16 protein-coding genes are annotated in these 22,089 nt (G+C 38.6%); 9 read left to right on the forward strand and 7 right to left on the reverse strand.

Going from position 1 to position 22,089, the window contains the following annotated elements:
• Positions 1 to 66 precede the first annotated feature (66 nt).
• From OB69_RS05200 to OB69_RS05210, 3 genes are all read right to left on the reverse strand, one after another.
• On the reverse strand, positions 67 to 1,476 hold the full coding sequence (locus OB69_RS05200) for an MBL fold metallo-hydrolase (RefSeq protein WP_053222645.1): 1,410 nt from the start codon (positions 1,474 to 1,476) through the stop codon (positions 67 to 69).
• A 52-nt stretch (positions 1,477 to 1,528) separates the two neighbouring features.
• Positions 1,529 to 3,256, reverse strand: coding sequence for a SulP family inorganic anion transporter (locus OB69_RS05205; protein ID WP_053222646.1), 1,728 nt, complete (start codon positions 3,254 to 3,256; stop codon positions 1,529 to 1,531).
• A 99-nt stretch (positions 3,257 to 3,355) separates the two neighbouring features.
• Positions 3,356 to 3,607, reverse strand: coding sequence for a hypothetical protein (locus tag OB69_RS05210; protein ID WP_053222647.1), 252 nt, complete (start codon positions 3,605 to 3,607; stop codon positions 3,356 to 3,358).
• A gap of 168 nt (positions 3,608 to 3,775) precedes the next feature.
• Here OB69_RS05210 and OB69_RS05215 point away from each other — a divergent pair, with 168 nt between their 5' ends.
• A complete protein-coding gene (locus OB69_RS05215) occupies positions 3,776 to 5,401 on the forward strand; it encodes a M1 family metallopeptidase (protein WP_053222648.1) in 1,626 nt (541 codons plus the stop codon).
• A 2-nt stretch (positions 5,402 to 5,403) separates the two neighbouring features.
• Here the strand turns inward: OB69_RS05215 and OB69_RS05220 are convergent, their stop codons facing one another.
• Positions 5,404 to 6,087 carry a metal-dependent transcriptional regulator gene (locus OB69_RS05220; protein WP_245620783.1) on the reverse strand — a complete coding sequence of 228 codons (684 nt, stop codon included), beginning with the start codon at positions 6,085 to 6,087 and terminating at the stop codon, positions 5,404 to 5,406.
• 99 nt (positions 6,088 to 6,186) lie between these two features.
• On the opposite strand from OB69_RS05220, the gene OB69_RS05225 reads away from it, so the two are divergent.
• Genes OB69_RS05225 through OB69_RS05235 form a run of 3 tightly spaced genes read left to right on the forward strand, consistent with a single transcriptional unit; the run spans position 6,187 to position 10,896 of the window.
• Entirely contained in the window at positions 6,187 to 8,499 is a 2,313-nt protein-coding gene (locus tag OB69_RS05225) for a TonB-dependent receptor (protein ID WP_053222650.1), read from the forward strand.
• 6 nt (positions 8,500 to 8,505) lie between these two features.
• Positions 8,506 to 9,003, forward strand: a complete 498-nt coding sequence (locus OB69_RS05230; protein ID WP_053222651.1) for a thioredoxin family protein — start codon at positions 8,506 to 8,508, stop codon at positions 9,001 to 9,003.
• An 18-nt stretch (positions 9,004 to 9,021) separates the two neighbouring features.
• A complete protein-coding gene (locus OB69_RS05235) occupies positions 9,022 to 10,896 on the forward strand; it encodes an Nramp family divalent metal transporter (RefSeq protein ID WP_053222652.1) in 1,875 nt (624 codons plus the stop codon).
• A gap of 71 nt (positions 10,897 to 10,967) precedes the next feature.
• Here the strand turns inward: OB69_RS05235 and OB69_RS05240 are convergent, their stop codons facing one another.
• The 3 genes from OB69_RS05240 to OB69_RS05250 all read right to left on the reverse strand — a co-directional run bounded on the left by OB69_RS05240 (position 10,968) and on the right by OB69_RS05250 (position 13,222).
• The gene (locus OB69_RS05240; RefSeq protein WP_053222653.1) at positions 10,968 to 11,756 is read right to left on the reverse strand and encodes a TIGR00266 family protein; all 789 of its coding nucleotides are present in this window, start codon (positions 11,754 to 11,756) and stop codon (positions 10,968 to 10,970) included.
• Between the two features lie 40 nt (positions 11,757 to 11,796).
• Positions 11,797 to 12,204, reverse strand: coding sequence for a hypothetical protein (locus tag OB69_RS05245; protein ID WP_053222654.1), 408 nt, complete (start codon positions 12,202 to 12,204; stop codon positions 11,797 to 11,799).
• A 112-nt stretch (positions 12,205 to 12,316) separates the two neighbouring features.
• Positions 12,317 to 13,222 carry a sterol desaturase family protein gene (locus OB69_RS05250; RefSeq protein ID WP_053222721.1) on the reverse strand — a complete coding sequence of 302 codons (906 nt, stop codon included), beginning with the start codon at positions 13,220 to 13,222 and terminating at the stop codon, positions 12,317 to 12,319.
• A 121-nt stretch (positions 13,223 to 13,343) separates the two neighbouring features.
• Between OB69_RS05250 and OB69_RS05255 the strand changes: the two genes are divergently transcribed.
• The 5 genes from OB69_RS05255 (at position 13,344) to OB69_RS05275 (ending at position 21,998) form a co-directional block, all read left to right on the forward strand.
• Positions 13,344 to 15,812, forward strand: a complete 2,469-nt coding sequence (locus OB69_RS05255) for a zinc-dependent metalloprotease (protein WP_053222655.1) — start codon at positions 13,344 to 13,346, stop codon at positions 15,810 to 15,812.
• 256 nt (positions 15,813 to 16,068) lie between these two features.
• Positions 16,069 to 17,355, forward strand: a complete 1,287-nt coding sequence (locus tag OB69_RS05260; protein WP_082338075.1) for an OmpA family protein — start codon at positions 16,069 to 16,071, stop codon at positions 17,353 to 17,355.
• 234 nt (positions 17,356 to 17,589) lie between these two features.
• Positions 17,590 to 19,287, forward strand: coding sequence for an amidohydrolase family protein (locus OB69_RS05265; RefSeq protein WP_053222657.1), 1,698 nt, complete (start codon positions 17,590 to 17,592; stop codon positions 19,285 to 19,287).
• A gap of 11 nt (positions 19,288 to 19,298) precedes the next feature.
• Positions 19,299 to 20,663 carry an amidohydrolase gene (locus OB69_RS05270; RefSeq protein WP_053222658.1) on the forward strand — a complete coding sequence of 455 codons (1,365 nt, stop codon included), beginning with the start codon at positions 19,299 to 19,301 and terminating at the stop codon, positions 20,661 to 20,663.
• Positions 20,664 to 20,672: 9 nt separating this feature from the next.
• Positions 20,673 to 21,998, forward strand: coding sequence for an amidohydrolase family protein (locus OB69_RS05275; protein ID WP_053222659.1), 1,326 nt, complete (start codon positions 20,673 to 20,675; stop codon positions 21,996 to 21,998).
• Positions 21,999 to 22,089 lie beyond the last annotated feature (91 nt).

Here is a 22,089-nt window from a genome sequence, read left to right on the forward strand (position 1 = left end):
CCAGCTACCCTTGATCTAGTAGAGATCAAAAGTAGCCGGAAGAATGCTGTTTTAAACTTTATTTAGTTATTTAAGCGTTGTAGGGCAAACGAAATTTGTGATTGGTAAATCGGTTTCGCTTATGGCTTTAAAACCACCTGCCACATCAATCACTTTATCAAAACCTCTAGACTTAAGGATTGAAGAGAAAATCATAGAGCGATAACCTCCCGCACAATGAATGTGATAGGTTTTGTCTTTGCTGATTTTATCCATATTCTCATTAATGTAATCAAGAGCTACGTTTTCAGCACCATCAATATGTTCAGCAGAATACTCTGTTGGTTTTCTAACATCAAGCACATTCAAATTACCAGACTTAAATTCTTCTGCCAATTGAGTAGCCGGAATAGATTCAATCGTGTCAATCTCTTTTCCTGCCTTTCTCCAAGCCTCGATTCCACCTTTTAAATAACCTAATGTATTATCATAACCTACTCTTGATAAACGAGTTACCACTTCTTCTTCTCTGCCTTCATCAGCCAAGAAAATGATCGGTTGTTTTAAGTCGGTAATTAGAGCACCCACCCAAGGGGCAAAACTTCCATCTATACCAATGAAGATAGAATTTGGAATAAATCCATCTTTGAAATCAACTTGATTTCTGGTGTCTAAAATTAACGCTTCCTGATGGTTAGCAATGGCTTCAAAAGTATCAACATCTAAAGGAACACTTCCTTTTTCAAGAATTTCGTCTAATCCAGAAACTCCTGTCTTATTCAACATTGCATTTTTCTGGAAATATTGCGGTGGAGGTAAAATACCTGTGGTAACTTCTTTAATAAATTCTTCACGTGTCATGTTCGCGCGAAGAGCGTAGTTCATTTTCTTTTGATTCCCCAATGTATCAGAAGTTTCTTTACTCATGTTTTTACCACAAGCCGAGCCTGCACCGTGTGCTGGATAAACAATTACATCGTCAGGTAAAGTCATGATTTTATTTCGAAGGCTATCGAACAACATGCTCGCTAAATCTTCTTGGGTTAAATCAGATTTAACCGCCAAATCGGGTCTACCCACATCACCAATAAAGAGAGTATCGCCACTAAATAGCGCTACCTCTTTTCCATTCTCATCTATCAATAAATAACTTGAGCTCTCTTGAGTATGGCCTGGGGTATGTAGCACTTTAAATTTCACATTTCCCAATTCAAAAATCTCACCGTCTTTGGCCTCATGAATATCAAAACTGGTTGTTGCATTTGGGCCATATATAATGGTAGCCCCAGTTTTATTGGCCAAATCTAAATGGCCAGAAACGAAATCGGCATGGAAATGCGTTTCGAAAATATACTTAATTTTTGCTCCATTTTTTGCCGCCTTGTCAATATAAGGCTGAGTTTCACGAAGCGGATCAATAATAGCCACTTCTCCATTGCTTTCAATGTAGTAGGCTCCTTGAGCCAAACATCCTGTGTAAATTTGATCTATTTTCATCTCTTTATATTTTCCTTTTCATTGTACTTTATCAGTACTATATTTTTAACAATTACAATGTTTTTTCGTTCGCTTGCACGGCTAAATTTGCGTGCTGATTTTTAAAATCCTCTGATATACAATATGTCACAGCTTCATCGGTAGTCATAAAGAAAATTTCAGAAGCCTTTTCGCTAAACAAGTGATTTCTGTGGAAGGCATCGCGCACTGGACCAATTACTTCCGAAAAAATCAACTCTATTTCTTTCTTCTTCAAAGTATCAATCAAGTCGCGAATGCCATCAATGCCAGTGGCATCAATGTATGATACTGGGCCTGCATCTATGATTACCTTTTTTAGCTTTCCTTCTCTCTTTTGTATTTCATTCAAAATCCATTCTTTAATGGTTTGAATATTTACAAAAGCAAATGGGGCATCAATTCTGATGATAAGTAGGTGTTCCCAAGATTCTAAATCTTTAAACCTTTTTTCATTGCGGTATTCTGTAAAGCCTTTTATTCTACCTAAAACAGCCATATGCGGGTTTGCGGCTTTAAAAAGCAATAGCAAGATTGACAGTGCCACTCCAGTAACAATACCTTCTACCATGCCAAAACTAAAAGTAACCAAGAAGGTAATTAGCATTAGCGCAAACTCCATTTTACTTGTTCGCCAAAGGTATTTCAGGTAAGCAAATTCTATCAAATTGACCACCGCAATCATAATAATAGAAGCTAGAATGGCCTTGGGTAAATAGTAAAATAAAGGAGTTAGGAATAGTAATGTAAGCGTTACAATTACCGCACTGATAATTCCTGCCAATGGTGTTTTAGCACCAGATTCGTAATTCACAGCTGATCGAGAAAAGCCTGCTGTGGCAGGGAAGGCTTGAAAGAATGAACCGAACATATTGGAAGTTCCTAAGGCAATCAGTTCTTGGTTTGGAACAATCTTATAACTCTTCGCTTTCGACTCCATGGCTTTTCCCACAGAATAAGCTTCAATAAATGAAATAACGGCTAATGTACCCGCCAAAGGCACCAGTGTTTTGAAATGTGTTAATGTAATGTCAGGAATTATAAACTGAGGTAAACCAGAGGGAATGTTTTCTACGATACTTACTCCTTGATTGTGAAGGCCAAGCCCATAAACCGCGGCAATACCAAGCACTAAAGCCAGAAAAGCTCCTGGCAACTTCTTGTTCCAACTTTTTATAACCTTGATTAATATAATTCCTAAAATGCCAATAACTAAAGTCAATACATGGGTACTCCCAATATTTTTGATTGCGGAAATCAGAATTTCATGACTGCGATTGCTCTTTACCAACTCCACCCCTATTAAATCTTTCAGCTGGTTAAGCGCAATGATGAAAGCTACTGCAGAGGTAAACCCACTGATAACTGGTTTTGAAAGCAAATTGGTGATAAACCCCATTTTTAGAACCCCCAATAAAAACTGTAATGCGCCTACGAAAAAGGCAAGTAGAATAGCGAAGGCCAAATAGGTTTCAGTTCCTTCTGTAGCCAGAATAGAAATACCAGAAGCTACCAATAAAGAATCCATCGCTACGGGGCCAACTGCCAATTGGCGTGAAGTGCCCATAATAGCATAAATCAGTTGAGGGAAAATGGCAGTATATAAACCATATACTGGTGGTAAACCCGCAATCATAGCGTAAGCCATGCCTTGAGGAATTAACATTACACCAACCGCTAATCCAGCGAAAACATCACCATTCAGATTTTCTTTCTGGTAATTCGGAAGCCAACTAAGAATAGGAAATAATCTTCTAATCACTGAATGCTAGTTTGTCGAGTATTGAATTACCCGATTGCAGAACAAAGATAACCAAAGTTAAAAGAAATGAATTGGCTATGTAACCTATGTTACATAGCGCTAACAGTCGCAAGTAAAGTCTTCAATATGTTTATAATTTTCAGCGTAGCATCCGTTAATGCTAATCACTTTGTCTAAAGGGATTTCAACCCCAGTACTCAGAATAATAGTTTCTCCTGCTTCGCTCTGACCTATACTTTTTATTAGTGCATCTACAGAATAAAACTCTCGGTATTCATTAAAAAAAGTGATTTTGGAAAACTGCTTACCAATGAAGCATTCATGAATTTTAGTTTCGAAAGAAGTAAGCATAGTAAGATCAGCAGTTAGGGCTTAATAAATTTTCTCATTAACAAGTAACGTGTAACTACCCGTTCCAAATTGGGTAGAATAATTGGCAATTACTTTATTCCATTTTTACACTTTAGTTAAATTGAAAAATAAGCCCAATAATTCTTAATTTCGATCAAAATTAAAGCCATGAGATTTACCTTTTTAATTTTCAGCCTTTTAATGTGTGTATCGCTGAATGCTCAAAACTTCACCAGGCAAGATACGCTTCGCGGAAGCATAACACCCGAAAGAGCATGGTGGGATTTGACCTATTATCATCTTTCCATTAAAACCGATATCGACAATAAGTTTTTGAAAGGCACAAACTTGGTGCAATACAAAGTATTGAAACCCGCCCAGCGCATGCAAATCGACTTGCAATCTCCTATGAGAATCACAAGAGTAACCCAAGCAGGAAAACCACTTAAGGTAGAACAAGAGGGTAATGCTTATTTCATAGAACTTGTTGGAAAGCAAACTAAAAATAGCGTAAACGAGATTTTAATCGAATTTGAAGGTAACCCTGTGGTCAGTAAAAACCCACCTTGGAGCGGTGGTGTAACATGGAAGAAGGATAGTAACGGATTAGATTTTATCGCTACGAGTTGTCAAGGCGATGGAGCTAGCCTTTGGTGGCCAAATAAAGACCATATGTACGATGAAGTAGACAGCATGCTAATCAGTATTACGGTGCCAGAACATTTAATGAATGTTTCCAATGGTAGATTAAGGTCGGTAGATCAAAATGCAGACAAAACCAAAACCTATAATTGGTTTGTGAATAACCCCATTAACAATTATGGAGTGAATATGAACATTGGCGACTATGTTCACTTTTCTGAAGTTTACAATGGAGAAAATGGTCCATTAGACTGTGATTACTATGTGCTGCGCGAAAACCTAGACAAGGCCAAAGAACAGTTTAAACAAGCCTCACTTATGCTGGAGGCTTTTGAGCACTGGTTTGGTCCTTACCCTTTTTATGAAGACAGCTACAAACTTGTAGAAGTGCCTTATTTAGGTATGGAACACCAAAGTTCTGTTACCTATGGCAACAAGTATGCTAATGGTTATTTAGGCCGAGATGTAAGCGGAAGTGGTTGGGGACTGAAATTCGATTTTATCATTATTCACGAGTCTGGTCATGAGTGGTTTGCAAACAACATTACTTATAAAGACATGGCCGACATGTGGATTCACGAAAGCTTTACCTCCTATTCAGAAAACATATATGTCGATTATCATTTCGGAAAAGAGGCAAGTCAAGATTATGTAGTCGGAATTCGTAAAAACATAGCCAACGACAAACCGATTATTGCTCCATATAACGTGAATGCCTCTGGTTCGGGCGATATGTACTATAAAGGCGCCAACATGCTCCATAACATCAGAACCATTATTGATAATGATGAAAAATGGAGAAGTATTTTAAGAGGCCTGAATAAAGAATTCTACCACCAAACCGTAACTACTGCTCAAATAGAGAATTATATTTCTAAAATGGCGGGCACCGACTTATCGAAGGTTTTTGATCAGTATTTGAGAGACACTAAAATTCCTGAGTTTGAATATAGCATCGAAGGCAACCAACTTACATACCAGTGGAAAAATGGTGTTAGTGGGTTTGATATGCCACTTGATATTATAGTTAATAGCAAAAAGGTAAGAATAAAGCCATCCACAAAGCCACAGACTAAAAGGTTTGACAACGCGATTCAAACAGTAGAAGTAGATCGAAACTATTACGTTACAAAAAAGGAAGTCAATAAATAGGCTTAGCCTACTCTTTCCACTAATAAACTTTCGCAAACGGCTTTTGTAAAGGTTTCAGAGGCATGGTTTTGATAGCTCAAAACCATGCTTCCATCATAAGGCTCAATGGATTTGATTTCTATCTCCGTACCTAAACTAAGTTCACGGCTGTTCAGAAATTTTAAAAATTCAGTAGAAGAATGACCAAGGGCTGCCAGTTTAACTTTTCGGCCTACACTAAATTTACTCAGTGGTTCATAAGCCGATTCGGATATATTACCACTCCTATCGGGTATTGGCGAACCATGTGGATCTACCAGAGGAAAATCCATTAATTCATCCATTCGATCGAACAGCTTGGATGAATTAACATGCTCCAGCTGCTCAGCAATCTCATGTACTTCTTCCCAACCAAAGCCCATTTTCTCTACCAAAAACATTTCCGTTAGCCTGTGCTTACGAACGATTAACGCAGCAGCCTTTCTCCCCTTTTCAGTTAGCGAAAGTGGCTTGTACTTTTCATACTTCACCAATCCCTTAGTTTTAAGGTTTTTCACCATGCTATTTACGGTGGGATTACTCACGTTAAGGGAAGCGCTTAATTCGGAAATATTGACCTCGTTTTTCCCAACAGATAGCGAGTATAATGCCTTTAAATAATTTTCCTCAGTTTGTGAAGCCATGTCTTTTCGTCTCTGTGAAAGCAAAAGTATAAAATTTGTTTTGATAAAATTTGTTAGAAGACTCTAACATATTAGTTTTGCATATCGAATTAATAAAATCGATTACTCTAGCACCTCCATTTTATGAAGCATTATATACTGATTACGCTTTTAGGAATTTGCTTACAATCAACTTCATTTGCACAAACAGGAACAATCTCTGGCACTGTTCGCGATCAATATGACGTGCTTCCATACGCCACCGTAATCCTAGCAAATTCTAATATAGGAACAAGTACAGATGCGCGCGGTAAATTCAAATTGGAAAAAGTACCGAATGGCCAATACACTTTAACGGTTAGTTCTGTTGGCTATGAAAACTTTAACCAAGCCATTGAAATCACTGACGGAAAAACACTGTCAATTGAGGTATTCTTAACAGAAAGTAAATTAAACCTTAATGAAGTAGTAGTAACGGGTACCAGAACCGCCAAAAGGAAAATCAATACGCCTGTAATTGTAAACCTGATGGACAGCAAGGAATTGGACAGGGTTGTTGCTACAAATTTATCGGAAGGGTTACGCTTTCAACCTGGTTTAAGAATAGAAACGGATTGCCAAACCTGCAACTATACTCAATTAAGAATGAATGGTTTACAAGGTGGTTATTCTCAAATCCTCATCAACGGTCGCCCAATATTCAGTCCATTAACTGGCCTGTATGGAATGGAACAGATTCCGGCCAATATGATTGAGCGTATTGAAGTGGTGCGAGGTGGTGTTTCGGCCCTATATGGCTCAAGTGCCATTGGCGGTACAGTAAACGTGATTACCAAAATTCCAGATCGAAATGAATATACCCTGACCAATACCTTTCAAAGTATAGATGGCCAAGCTGTCGACAATATTCTTTCTGGAAATGCCACTTTAATTAACGAAGATGAAAACGCTGGTGCAACATTCTTTGTGAATAACAGAACCAGACAAGCATTTGATGCCAATGATGATAATTTTTCGGAAGCACCTGAATTGAAGAATACTTCCTTCGGCACAAATCTTTTCTATTTACCCACCGAAGATCAGAAGCTTTCCATAAGCCTAAGCAGCATCAATGAGTTTCGCTATGGCGGAGAAATGGTAAATAAGCCTGCATATTTGGCCCAACAGTCTGAAGAGCGCACGCATAATGTTTTTATGGGCAGCCTCGATTACCAGATCAACTTCAACGACAATAAAAACTCGTTCATCGTTTACTATGGTGGTCAAAAAACTGAGCGACAACATTACACGGGCATCATTCCTGATGATGAGGATGAGTTAAATGAATTTCTGGCCAACCCGCCTTATGGAGTTTCGGATGTAGTCACTCATCAAGGAGGCCTTCAAATGAATAATAGGTTCGATGAATTTTTAGGTGGAAACGCGGTTTTAACTTTTGGTGCCGAATATGTTTATGACAAGGTCTATGATGAAATTGAGGCTTACAATTACCTTGTAAATCAAACCACCAGAAACATTGGCGCCTTTGTTCAGCATGACTGGGACGTGACTCCAAAGTTAAATTTCCTTTCAGGATTTAGGCTCGACAAGCACAATATGCTAAACAAGGCCATCTTTAGTCCAAGGCTATCGTTGTTGTATAAATTACAGCCTACTTCCCAAATTAGGCTGGGTTGGGGAACCGGCTTTAGAGCACCTCAGGCCTTTGATGCCGACCTTCATATTGCATTTGCTGGTGGCGGAATTTCAAGGATTTCATTGGCCGATAACCTGAAAGAAGAACGTTCAAATAGCCTAACTGCCTCTTTCAATTACGATAAAGCTACTGAACATTTTATTGCAGGCTTCACTCTTGAAGGTTTTTACACCAATTTAAATGACGCATTTTTCCTTGCCCCATTAGGAACAGACGCATTTGGTGAACGTTTCGAAAAACGGAATGGTGATGGCGCCACCGTACGCGGAATTACCTTAGAAACTAGAGCAAATTTCGATTATGTTTTTGAAGTGGACGCTGGGTATACTTTCCAGTCGAGCTTATTTTCTTCGCCCGTTGAAAACATTCAAGGCTTGCCTGAAAAGCGAGAATTTTTAAGAACTCCAAACCATTATGGTTATGCTACACTTACTTATACACCCGTCAAAAATTGGTCGTTAAGCGGAAATCTGGTTTATACAGGCGCTATGGAATTGGTTCATTTTGGTGGTGCAGCTACAGGAAACAATGAAGACAAATACTTCACCTCTCCTACTTTTACAGAGTTAGGAATAAGACTTGGGCATATGGTAGACTTGCCTAAAATCAAAACAGGTATCGAGTTTTTTGGAGGAATCAAAAACGTATTTGATGCCTATCAAAGTGATTTCGACTTTGGTAAAAACCGTGATAGCAATTACGTTTATGGGCCAAGCTTACCTCGTACCTTTTTCTTCGGACTAAAAGTAAAATCCAATTAGGTAAGAATGGTAAAGAAGGCTCTCAATATATTCATAATATTCTTGATTTGCTTCAGCACAAACAGCATCACACACAATGGGCTGTTTGCACAAAAGGCAAGTAAGGTAGACTGGCTTAATTTTGAGCAATTAGAAGATTCTCTACAAGTGAAGCCTAAAAAAGTATTTGTCTTTTTTTATGCTGATTGGTGTACCTATTGTCATAAAATGGAGCGCGTTGCTTTTGAGGATGAATCAGTGATTGAGACTTTACAGAACGACTATTACGTAGTGAAAATGGATATTGAATCGGAGGAAACAATTGTGTTTGGCAATACCGAATTCAAGAATAAAAATATCAATAAGCGGAAGTCTGTTCATGAAATTCCTCTGATGATGGCCAACAGAAAAGGGAAGCCATTTTCATTGCCTGCAATGGTTTTGTTAGATCAGAATTTCGAGGCTAAAGCCCGCTACTTTCAATACTTAGATGCTCAACAAATGCTTGAGATATTAAAAAATTAGAATATACTTGACCAATATATGAACTCAGAATCGTTAAGCGAAGTCCATTCTTCGGTACGTACCGACAAAAAAGGTTGGAGAAAGGTTTTGGCATTTCTAGGCCCAGCCTATTTAGTAAGCGTAGGCTATATGGACCCCGGAAACTGGGCAACCGATATTGCCGGTGGTTCTGAATTTGGCTACAAGCTTATTTGGGTATTACTCATGTCCAATATCATGGCTCTGTTGCTTCAGTCGCTAAGTGCCCGATTGGGAATTGTGAAAGGATTAGATTTAGCGCAAGCTTCAAAAAATGCTTATCCAAAATGGGCTAATATTCCACTTTATATTCTAGCTGAAATCGCTATTGCCGCTTGTGATTTAGCTGAAATTGTGGGTATGGCGATTGGTTTAAGCTTACTATTCGACTTGCCTTTGATTTGGGGAGTAAGTATTACTGCACTAGACACTTTTCTACTCCTTTTCCTACTCAAAAGAGGAATGCGAGTAATGGAGGTGTTTATCATTTCATTAGTTTTCATCATAGGCGTCTCTTTCATTATACAAATGGTAATTGTAGCCCCTGTTTATGGTGATGTAGTGAAAGGTTTTGTTCCTTCAGATCTTGGCGGAAACGCATTGTACTTGGCCATAGGAATTATCGGGGCTACGGTGATGCCACATAATCTCTATTTACATTCATCATTAGTACAAACCCGTAAAATAGACCGTTCATTTCAGGGTTTAAAAAAGGCCATTAAGTACAATTTTATAGACACTGCCATTGCCTTAAACATGGCATTCTTTGTAAACGCTGCCATTCTAGTTTTGGCCGCAGCAGCCTTCTATACCAACGGCTTTTATAATGTGGCCGAAATACAAGACGCTTCTTTACTACTAGAAAACCTCTTTGGCAATGTTGCGCCAACATTCTTCGCCATAGCGTTAATTGCCGCAGGGCAAAGCTCTACAATAACGGGTACACTTGCTGGTCAAATTGTAATGGAAGGTCATTTAAACTTAAGAATTCAGCCTTGGCTCAGGCGATTAATCACTCGTTTACTGGCCATTGCTCCCGCCCTATTTACTATTATCTATTTTGGAGAAGAAGCCCTAGGTAGTCTTTTAATCCTTAGTCAGGTAGTGTTGAGTTTACAGCTAGGTTTTGCTGTAATTCCGCTTATTCATTTCAATTCAGATAAAAAAATGATGGGCGAATTTGCCATCAAACCTTGGGTAAAAGCGCTTGCATGGTTAATTGCCGCCATTATTGTTTATCTAAACATTACCCTTGTTATTGATGAAATAACCTCTTGGGCAGTAAACTCAGGAGATAATCAGATCTATATTTATACGATTGTTATTCCACTAGCCGTGGCTTGCCTTGCTCTATTGGTTTATGTATTTATTCATCCATTCCTTAAAAAGAACGAACAGGATCAACAAACAGAAACCAACCATTTGCCTCACGGAAAAGCCGAAGATTTTTCTGAAGGAAAAATGATAGAATACAAGCACATAGGAATCACCATTGATTTCTCTGGGAATGACCAACTTGTAATTCAAAACGCTTTAAAGCAGGGAGGTAAATCGGCTACATATATTTTTATACACGTAGTGGAAAGTGCGGCAGCGCGTTATTTAGGTAAGAATACCTTAGACAACGAAACCCAACTTGATATTGATAACCTAAAACAATATCAGGAAATGTTGGAAGAGCTTGGTTATAAAACAGAACAAAAAATAGGCTTTGGAAGCGCTCCAACAGAGATTGTTAAAATTGTGCAGGAGAGTAAAATTGATATGCTTGTAATGGGTGCTCATGGCCACAAAGGCTTAAAAGACTTGGTTTTCGGAACCACTTTAGACGTAGTACGTCACAAAGTAAGCATCCCTATTTTGATTATTAGTTAATTGCAACAAATAACAAAAAATAAAAAGGCATTAAGTGGGAACCTCCATTTAATGCCTTTTTTTGATCGATATTAATCTCCGTCAATAATTCTTCCCAATCCTCCCAAAATAGAGCCCTCTCCTTTAGAAGAACCGCCCGCTCTTGGCGCGTGTTGAATAATTCTGTCGGCCAATCTAGAGAACGGTAAACTTTGTAAATAGACTGTTCCCGTACCCCTTAAAGTGGCCAAAAATAAGCCTTCTCCACCAAAGAACATGGATTTTAAATTTCCTGCTCGCTGAATGTCATAGTCAATACCAGGAGAAAATGCTACGATACAGCCCGTATCAACACGCAAGGTTTCACCATTCAATTGCCTTTTTACTACCGTGCCGCCAGCATGCATAAATGCCATTCCATCACCTTGGAGCTTCTGAAGAATAAAGCCTTCGCCACCAAAAAAACCAGCCCCTAATTTTCTATTAAAAGCAATAGAAACGTTTGTTCCCATTGCAGCACACAAGAATGCATCTTTCTGACAGATAATGCTTTGGCCTATTTCGTTTAAATCAATCGGAATGATTTTACCTGGGTATGGCGCTGCAAACGTCACTTTACGTTTTGTATAACCCATATTCGTAAAATGAGTCATAAAAATGGATTCACCAGTAAGCACTCTTTTTCCTACGCTTAGTAATTTCCCGAAAATACCAGTATCTGGTTCAGAACCATCACCCATTTTAGCCTGAAAATCAATGTCCTCTTCCATCCAGTTCATGGCTCCTGCTTCTGCAATAACCGTTTCTTGGGGATCAAGCTCTATTTCTACCATCTGCATGTCATCGCCATGCAATTCATAATCTATTTCGTGCGATCTCATATATGAAATTTGATTTGAAATTTATCAAAAAGGAATATTCTCATTCTTTAGAATTAAGCCATTTCTCTGCTTTCTTTCTTTCTTTAAAAGCATGAAATTCAACGGGTTTCATACGTAAGCCTAAATCTATACCAGAAAAACGTGTAATAAATTTAGGAGATAGTACATGAGCCATATAACGCAAGCCAGATTGAACAGCCACAGGTACAACATTGGCCTCTATCCACTCATTTATTTCTAAAAAATTACTAGTAAGCAAACTATTATCGTTTAATAGTTTTCGGCAGCCAGAAATTGCAAGAAGGTCTAAAAAAGCTTGAGTTCCTTTTTTAACATCCTCTAACTCAATATCTCCAATCCAGTTGATATAGATCCAACCGTTCTCCTGATCGAGGTTAGCTTCGTAGAAAATCTCGTTTTGGGCGTTTCTAATTATCTGTTTGTTCATGTCGTTCTCTCTGCCATGATAAAGCAAAAAATTGAAAAATTGATCTAAAACAGATGAAAAAAATAAAAAATTATTGATTTAACTAAATTGAGATTGTTTCACTATGATACAGCTACTTGTTTTCAGAAGTGTGCTTTTTACTAAAACCATAAGAAATTTGACCCCAAAACCCTTTAGGAAATTTCTTAACCCCAGGAAATCCAAGTTTGATGTGTTGGCCGCTATGCGGAATATAAGCTGTTCCGAAGATGTAATCCCAGAGGCTTAATGTCAGCCCAAAATTCACTCCTGTTCTTCTTTCCTTAGGTAAATCGTGCGCATGGTGCCACATGTGCATGTTGGGGTTATTAAAGATGTATTTTAAAAAACCTAGCCTCACATTAATATTGGCGTGGTTCCAATGCCCCACTGCTAATGTAAACATATGAACGAAGAAGAAATCATCGATACCAAAACCAATCATGGCCAACGGCAAGTATTCAATGGTACGATATACTATCGTTTCCATCCAGTGATAGCGCAAATGCGCAGCAAAGCCCATTTGTTCTACCGAATGATGCACTTTGTGGAATTCCCAAAGCCTTGGCGAAGCATGTAAAAGTCTGTGCACCCACCATTGAATAAAATCACGAATGATGAAAAGCATAAACAGTTGAGCAATTTTAGGCCAGGTTTCAATCTTTAGTGCCACTACATTGGTAAGCCCAAAAATGCCTAAAAAGTCGTTGAATAAATTTACAAATACATCAGAAAGGGCATTAAAAACGATAAGCGAAAAAAGGAAAAAATTGAAGAACATATAAAAGGCATCGAGCCAAAAATCCTTTCTAAACTTAGGCTGTTCTTTTCTCCAAGGCCTCACCCATTCCCAAATAAAAAAGAACACTGAAAGAAGAATCAAACCCCAAAAATAATTTTGCCAAAGTGGCTTATAATCGTATTGAAATGTGATTTCGTTCCAGATATAATTTGCATATCCGCTGTAAGACTCCTTTGCTAATTCCCAATACTTGTTCATTTCAATATTATCTGCAACCACTAACATAACCATTTACCCTTTGTGTTAAATAAAAGTTCCACAATTATGTCATTCAGTGTTCATTTACTCATTGGTCAAAAATTCATTTAACCACTTTAATATGAAATTGAAATTAAGAAACACAGCAATTTTAGCGTTGTCTTTCGCTACAATTGGGGCATTGCCTACCGAACTCAATGCCCAAAGAAAAAAGAATCAAACTACTACAGAACAGTCGGTTCCAGAAATAAAACCAGAGAAAAAAGAAAAAGGATATTCAGACCTTGTTAAAGGGTTAAACGAAGATGAAGGCCTATTCAAGCTTTATCAGAAAGATGATAAAGTCATGTTTGAAATTCCTAAATCTGAATTAGGAAAAGACATGCTTTGGGTAACGCGGGTTGTGGCTGTACCTGAAAATTTCGGTGGCTTTATTGGTAGTGGCTGGAAAATGAGCGAGCAAGTAGTTAAATGGGAGAAAGTGAATGAGAACATTCTACTTAGGTCTATATCATTTAACAATGTTGCCGACACTACAGATGCAATTTCTAAATCAGTAGCCGATAACAACCTATCTCCCATTATTGGCGCTTTTAAAATTGAAGGTCAACCTGATGATAAAGAAGCTTACTTAGTAGATGTTAGTAAATTCTTTACTCAGGACACAAAAGCAATTAGTGCCATCAGTAATAGCATGCGTTCACAGTTTCAGGTGCGTAGACTCGATACCGAAAAGAGTTATTTATCTTCAGTAAAAAGTTTTCCTATCAATATAGAAGTACGTCAGGTAATGACCTACGATGCTGGCAGACCACCTTCAAACTCTGAGCTGGGTTCAATGACAGTGGAAGTAAGTCAGTCGATGATTAAGCTACCAGAGAATAAAATGATGCCGAGATTGGCCGATGAGCGTGTAGGTTGGTTTACGCAAAGCAATATCAATTATAGCTCTTTAAAATTGAAAGGTGATCAACAGACCTTTTTACAAAGGTGGAGATTAGAGCCAAAAGATCCAGCCGCATATGCCAGAGGCGAATTGGTTGAGCCCGTAAAACCTATTGTTTATTATTTAGACCCTGCTACTCCAGAAAGATTTGTAAAATGGTTTAAACTCGGAATTGAAGATTGGCAAGTAGCATTTGAAGCCGCTGGTTTTAAAAATGCCATTATTGCCAAAGAAGCTCCAAGTAAAGAAGAAGATCCAGATTGGTCTCCAGAAGATGCCCGTTATTCAACCGTACGCTATGTGGCCAGCATGACAAGAAATGCGGTTGGGCCTAGTACAGCCGACCCTAGAACGGGTGAAATCATTGAAAGTGATATTGTTTGGTTTCACAACCATTTAAGATCATACAGAAACTGGTATATGATTCAAACGGGTGCTGCTAATCCTTTGGCCCGAAGCCTTGATGTACCTGAAGATGAAATTGGTGAAATGATGAGAGCGGTAATAGCGCATGAAATTGGCCACGCTTTAGGTTTGCCTCATAATATGAAAGCAAGTTCGGCCTACCCTGTTGAAAAATTAAGAGACCCTGAGTTTACCGAAGAATACGGTGTAGCACCAACAATTATGGATTACGCTAGAGTAAACTACATTGCACAGCCTGGTGATGGTGTAACGCGCTTTATTCGTAAAATTGGCCCATATGATAAATATTCTATCAATTGGGGCTACAGAGTAATTCCTTCTGCCAAAACACCCGAAGCCGAGTCTAGCACATTAGACCAATGGATTATGGAAAAAGCCAATGACAAAATGTATCGTTTTGGCAGCAGCAACGGAAGTAACCCAGAAGCTCAAACAGAAGACTTGGGCGACAATGCAGTGAAAGCAAGTATGTATGGAATGGAAAACCTTAAAAAGGTAGTACCTAACTTATTGACTTGGACAACCACTCCTGGTGAAGATTATACCGAAACCAACGAAATTTATAATGAGATCATCGGCCAATGGAGACGTTTTACTGGGCATGTTACTACGGTAATAGGTGGTGTTACCGAAGATTTAAAATCAGCCGATCAATCAGGGGCTGTTTATAATGTAGTTCCTGAAGCATATCAAAAGGAAGCCATGGCATGGATGCAGAAATATGCTTTCAGTACACCAGATTGGTTACTTGATGAAGAATTGTTGCGCAGGTTAGAAAGTTACGGTGCCGTTAATCGTATCAGTGCAACTCAGTCTTCTTTCCTTAATTCAGTTTTAGACCCAACCAGAGCCCAAAGATTGATAGAAGCTGAAGCCTTTAAAGGCAGAAACACTTATACTATATATCAACTATTTGGTGATATGAGAACTGGCTTGTTTTCAGAACTTAAATCTGGTGCTCAAATAGATACTTACCGTAGAAACTTACAGCGAGCATTTGTTGAAAAACTTGAATCATTGATGACCACCGACTCGAATTCATTTCAAGCAAGGCAGGTGAATGTTGCACAATCAGATATTCGCCCAGTAGTGAAGTCTGAATTGAAAACCCTTCAGCACGAGATTAAAAGCAACAAAGGCAAATTTACCGATAGAGCAAGTTCTGTTCATCTAGAGGATTTGCTAGATCGAATAGCCAAAATTCTTGATCCGAAGTAGAGGCTTTTACATTCTAAAATAAAGGCTGTTTCAGTTAATTCTGTAACAGCCTTTATTTTTTATAAGCCAAAAATGGTAATCACTGGTATACCAATGTTCCCCACTTAATTACACAGTTGTGTAGAAAAACCACACACTAAATTCTCTATTTGTATAACTATTAAAATTATTAATATTGTTATTATTGTTTTTAAGCCATAATTCATTGTCGGCAAGGTTCTAGTCACTCTGAGGTCAAAACCAAAAATTTAAAAACATGAAAAAGATAATTATACTACTAACATTCCTCTGCATCGGTACTTGGGCCATGGGTCAAACAAGTTATGACCGTTGGAGATTTGAAATCGGAACTACTCATAATAAACTGCGACAGAATTACGATGACGGTATGTTCAACTTCAGTGATATAGACCATGTAGGGTTTAGAGTTGCCGCTGATTATTACATTAATCCTAGCTTGAACGCAGAGTTAGCTTTATCACGAGGTAAAATGCAACACGAAAATGAGTTCAGAGCACTAATTACAGATGTAGTAACTCGTTTAACTTATAAGTTTAATAATGGATACATTATGAAAGAAGATGCATTTTTTGCACCATTCTTATCCACAGGTTTTGGTATCACCAATATGCAAGACCAAGAGTATTTTTACGGTGAATATGACGGTACACATGCATTAATTCCATTTGCTGCAGGTTTTAACCTTAACATTAACGATAAGACTAGCCTTGTAACCCAAGCTACTTACAAAAACACTATTGATGACACCTATAGCTATCTACAATATAATATCGGTGTTAAATTCTCATTCCAGAAGGATACAGACTCTGACGGTGACGGAATAATTGATAGAAAAGATGCTTGTCCTGATGTAGCCGGTGTTGGAGAAAACAACGGTTGTCCGTTAGCGGATGATGACAATGATGGTGTTGCAAACATTTATGATGCTTGCCCTAACGTAGCTGGAACAATGAACGGTTGTCCTGATACCGATGGAGATAAAGTACCAGACATTTATGATGCTTGTCCAAATACAGCTGGTAACCCTGCACTTGGCGGATGCCCAGATTCAGACAACGATGGTGTAGCAGATGCTCAAGACCCTTGTCCAAATACTTACGGTACAGTAAACGGATGTACTCAGCAAGCAATTGACGCAATGAACCCTCAATCAGAAGAAACTATTAAAGTGAAATTGATTGAAGCCGCTCAAGACATTCTTTTCGAATTAGACAAAGCTACCTTGACTCAAGGTTCATACGAAGCACTAGATGATATCTTGAAAGTTTTACAAGAAAATCCTAGCATCAAACTTGACATCAACGGTCATGCTGATAGCACAGGGTCTGCGGATTACAATTACCAGTTATCTAAAAAAAGAGCTGAAACGGTAAGACAATACTTTATTGACAAAGGAATTGCCGCAAACAGGTTAATGTCTGAAGGTTTTGGAGAAAAAGCACCTAAAACAGGCAACGCAAGTTCAGGCGAAAGAGCCTTAAACAGAAGAGTTGATATTGATTTTGTAATCAACAACAACTAAGCACTAACTAGTTAGCATATATTGAAAGGTCATATCGAGAAATTCGATATGACCTTTTTTGCTTTAATGCCCCATATTCACTTCCTACTTAAAAATTGTATTTCAAGATTATCAGTAATTTGGCTCTTCTACTCCTTCAAATCGAATAGTTACCACTCTTATATTTGCCTTTGAAAACAGCAACCGTTTCTTATATATTACATTTTTTATTTTCAACAATTCAAAGCGCTAAGAATGAAACTACTACTAATGAAAACCATTCGCGCGGTTTTCCTTATGCTGCTTACGGTAAGCACAATTGGCTTAAAGGCCCAAAGTGACCCTACTGGTGAATCAGCAGTAACCCGAACCTTCGCCATCACCAATGCAACGGTGATTCAGGCCCCTGGTAAGGAATTAAAAGGAGCAACCGTGGTGATTAAAAACGGCTTAATCGATGCCGTAGGCACCAACGTAACGGTACCTAAAAACGCTCAATTAATTGACGGCAAAGACATGTACGTTTATGCAGCTTTTATTGATGGCTTGTCTAACACAGGTGCAAAACGCCCTGAAAACATGCCTCGTCCTAACAACCTTTTTAGCCCAGATCCTCCAAACGATTATGCCGGAATTACCCCTGAGCGTAGTCTTGTAGATCAACTGGACATAGAAAGCAACACCATCGGTTCTTTGAGAAAAGAAGGTTTTGCTATCTCACACTCTGTACCTTACGGTAGAATGTTACCAGGTTCAGGTTCTATCATCCTTTTAGGTGATAAGAAACATGCCGATGACCTTGTTTTATCAAAAGATGTTTCAATGTTCACTCAATTTGCTGGAGCTCCTGGTGCTTACCCTGGTAACGTATTGGGGATTATGGCGAAATTCAGAAACCTATATCGCAATGCTGAAAACGACAAAAAGCATTTCGATTCTTACGCTCAAAACCCAAGTGGATTAGAAAGGCCAGAAAGAGACAGAGTAACTGAGGCATTCTTCCCAGTTGTGACTAAACAACGTCCGGTTATGTTTGATGTATCTGGTGTTCTTGAAGTGCAAAGAGCTATAAGGTTACAAAAAGACCTAGGCTTTAAACTGATGGTAGGTAACGTAAAACAAGCATGGGATTTAGGTCAAATGTTTAAAGAAAACGGCACCAATGTGTTCTTATCTCTTGATTTACCTGATGCGCCTAAAGAAGCTAAAGGAAAAGATAAGGATGAAATGACTGAAGAGGCCAAAAGATTAGAAGCTAGAAAAATGGACTTCTATAAGAAATATACAGGTCAAGCAGCCTCTCTTGCTAACACAGGAGTAAAGTTTGGCTTTTCTTCGCTTGATGTAGCCAGTAATAAAATAAAGGCTAATCTTTTGACTATGATTGAAAATGGTTTGAGCGAAAATGATGCACTAGCTGCACTTACTACTAACCCTGCTGGAATCTTAGGAATCGATAAAATTGCAGGTACAGTAGAGGCTGGTAAAATTGCCAATATCATGATCAGTAACGCACCATATTTCACTAAAGACTCTCAAATCAAATTTATGTTTGTAGACGGTGATAAATATGATTTCGAAATCAAAGAAAAAAGTGCTGCAGGAAATGGTAACAGATCTGCTGCTGCAGGAAACGACCCAGTGGTAGGTACTTGGACTTATAATTTCGAAACGCCACAAGGGGCTACTACCGGCAAAATGATCATTGGAAAAGAAGGTACGGAATATAACGGAAAATTAACCAGCAATGACGGTGGCCCAGACAACGACATGCAAGAAGTGAGCTTCGTAAATGGCACACTTAGCTTTTCGTTCTCAATTGACGCAGGAGGTCAGTCTGTTGAATTAGTGGTTACAGGAACTGTAACAGGCAAGCAATACGATGCCGAGGTTTCTGTTTCTGCATTCAATTTCTCTACTCCGTTAACTGCTACTAAAGATGACGGCCAATAAAATCTGAAAACATGAAAAAGAATATTTTAATACTAACCCTTATTCTCTTTACTGGCTTTATTGCAAATGCTCAGGTAAAGAAGGGAGATGTGCTAATTAAGAACGCCACTGTTTTAACCATTACCAAAGGTACTTTGGAGAATACAGACGTTTTAGTTCGCGATGGCAAAATCTCTAGAATTGGCAAAAATCTTAAAGCTCCAAACGGAGTTCAAGAAATTGATGCCACAGGTAAATTTGTAATGCCTGGAATTATTGATGCTCACTCTCATATTGCCCTTAGTGCAGTAAACGAAGGAACAAGTCAGGTAACTGCAGAGGTAAACATGGGCGATGTTATAGATCCTTTCGATGTTTCTATTTATAGAGCATTGGCTGGTGGTGTAACTTCTACACACGCACTTCATGGTTCGGCCAACGTAATTGGTGGTGAAAGCGAAACTTTAAAGCTTCGTTATGGAACTACCAATCCTGAGGAAATGAAGTTTGAAGATGCGCCAAGAACTATCAAATTCGCTTTGGGTGAAAACCCTACTAGAGGTGGTCGTGCTCGTGGTATTCAGCCATCTAGCCGTATGGGTGTTGAGGCCATGTTAAGAAACTCGTTTAACGATGCAATTGCCTATAGAGCCAAATGGGATGCTTATAAAGCAGACAAAAACCCAAGGAAGGTAGCGCCAGAATACGATTTAAGAATGGAGACATTGGTTGATATTCTTGATGGAAAAGTTCTTGTTCATTGCCACTCTTACCGTGCCGATGAGATTTATATGTTGATGAAAGTTTTTACTGATTTTGGAATCAAAAAACTTACTTACCAACATGCTAACGAAGCTTACAAAGTAGCTTCAGAATTGGCCGAATTTGGTGCAGGTGCCTCTGTATTTGCCGATTGGTGGGCTTACAAATTAGAAGTATACTGGTCTACAGCCTATAATGCTACCATTCTTACAAGAAATGGTGTATTGACTTCAATCAACTCTGATTCAGGTGAGTTGATCCGTCACTTATTTCACGAGGCGGCTAAAACACAAAAGTATGGTGACTTAAGCGATGATGAAGCCCTTTCTTTAATCACATTAAACCCTGCCAAACAATTAGGAATCGACAATAGAGTTGGTTCAATTGAAGTAGGAAAAGATGCAGATATCGCAATTTTCGAAGGTCACCCCCTATCTGTTTATGCCATTCCGGTAATGACTTTTGTGGACGGTGTTAAATATTTTGACAGAGCTACCGATGTTGACGATCAGCGCATCTATATCAACCCTGAAGAAACGGTTGAAAACATTTCTATTTTCAACCGTCATGATGAAGACAGATGTATGGAAGAAGGCGTAGTTAGTTTCGAGGCATTATTCTCCAACAAAAAATAGAAAGAAGCTATGAAAAGAATATTTCAAATACTCATTATCGCTTTAATCGTTCCTCTTCTTTCTTTTGGGCAAGAAGACGACCAAGTGATGAAAGCAAGAGCGGGTAAATTCGCTCTTACTAATGCTAAAATTTATACCGTAACAAATGGTATTATCGAAAACGGTACATTAATCATCAACAATGGAATAATTGAAGCCGTTGGTGCCAATGTTACAATTCCAGATGACGCGGAAGTAATTGATTGCAAGGGCAAAGAAATTTACCCAGGTATGATTGATTCTGGTACCAAAGTAGGTTTACAGGAAATTGAAAGCATTGATGTATCTCAAGATTACAGTGAAAGTGGTGCTTTAACTCCTCAAATGCAGGCTTTAACTGCAGTAAACCCTAATTCAGCTGTAATTCCTGTTACACGTGTGAGCGGTGTTACTACTGTATGGACAACTCCTAGCGGAGGCTTTTTACCAGGCACGGCTGCTGCAATTAACTTGTTCGGTTACACTCCAGATCAAATGTTTGCGGGTGCTAAAGGAATCATCATGAACTTTCCTTCTACCGCTGGTGGAGGACGTTTCAGAAGAAGATCTCCAGAAGAACAAGCAAAGGCTACTGAAAGAGCATTAAAAACAGTAAACGATGCTTGGGACAAAGCAGAGCTTTATGCTAAAATCGAGGGCGCTAATGACGTAAGGAATTACCCTGAAATTGAAGCTTTAGTACCTGTAGTAAAAGGCGAAATGCAACTTTTTATCGAGGCAAATGCAGCTAAAGATATTCTTGCAGCCATCGACTGGGTAAAAACAAGAGGCTACAAAAAAGTAGTTTTAACTGGTGTTTCTGAAGGCTGGAGAGTAGCTGAAGAAATTGCTAAGTCTAAGATTCCCGTAATCGCTGGTCCTGTGCAGGCAATCCCAACACGTGGTTCGGATAGATACGATGCAGCTTATGCCAACCCAGGAATTATGAGTGCAGCTGGTGTTAAAGTGGCTCTACGTACTGGCGATACTGAAAATGTAAGAAACTTACCTTACCATGCTGGCTTCGCGGCTTCGTATGGAATGGGAAGAGAAGAAGCATTGAAAGCAATCACTATCAACGCAGCTGAAATTTTGGGCGTTTCTAATAGTATCGGATCAATTGAAGTAGGTAAGAAAGCAAATGTTTTTGTTTCTACTGGCGACCCATTCGAAACGGCTTCTAAGATTACTGACTTGTTCATTGATGGCTATAAAGTACCAATGACTTCTCAGCAAATCAGACTGTATGACGAATTCTTAGACAGAACTCCAGGTGTTAAAAAGAATGACCCTGCGATTAAAATCATTAAGAAATAAGCACATTTCTATTACCATAAAAAAAGCGACTAGTGATAGTCGCTTTTTTTATGTCTATACCTCCTTAAGTTATTCGTGTATTGGTTATTCG

The sequence above is a fragment of the Roseivirga seohaensis subsp. aquiponti genome, assembly GCF_001267955.1.
Lineage (GTDB): Bacteria > Bacteroidota > Bacteroidia > Cytophagales > Cyclobacteriaceae > Roseivirga > Roseivirga seohaensis.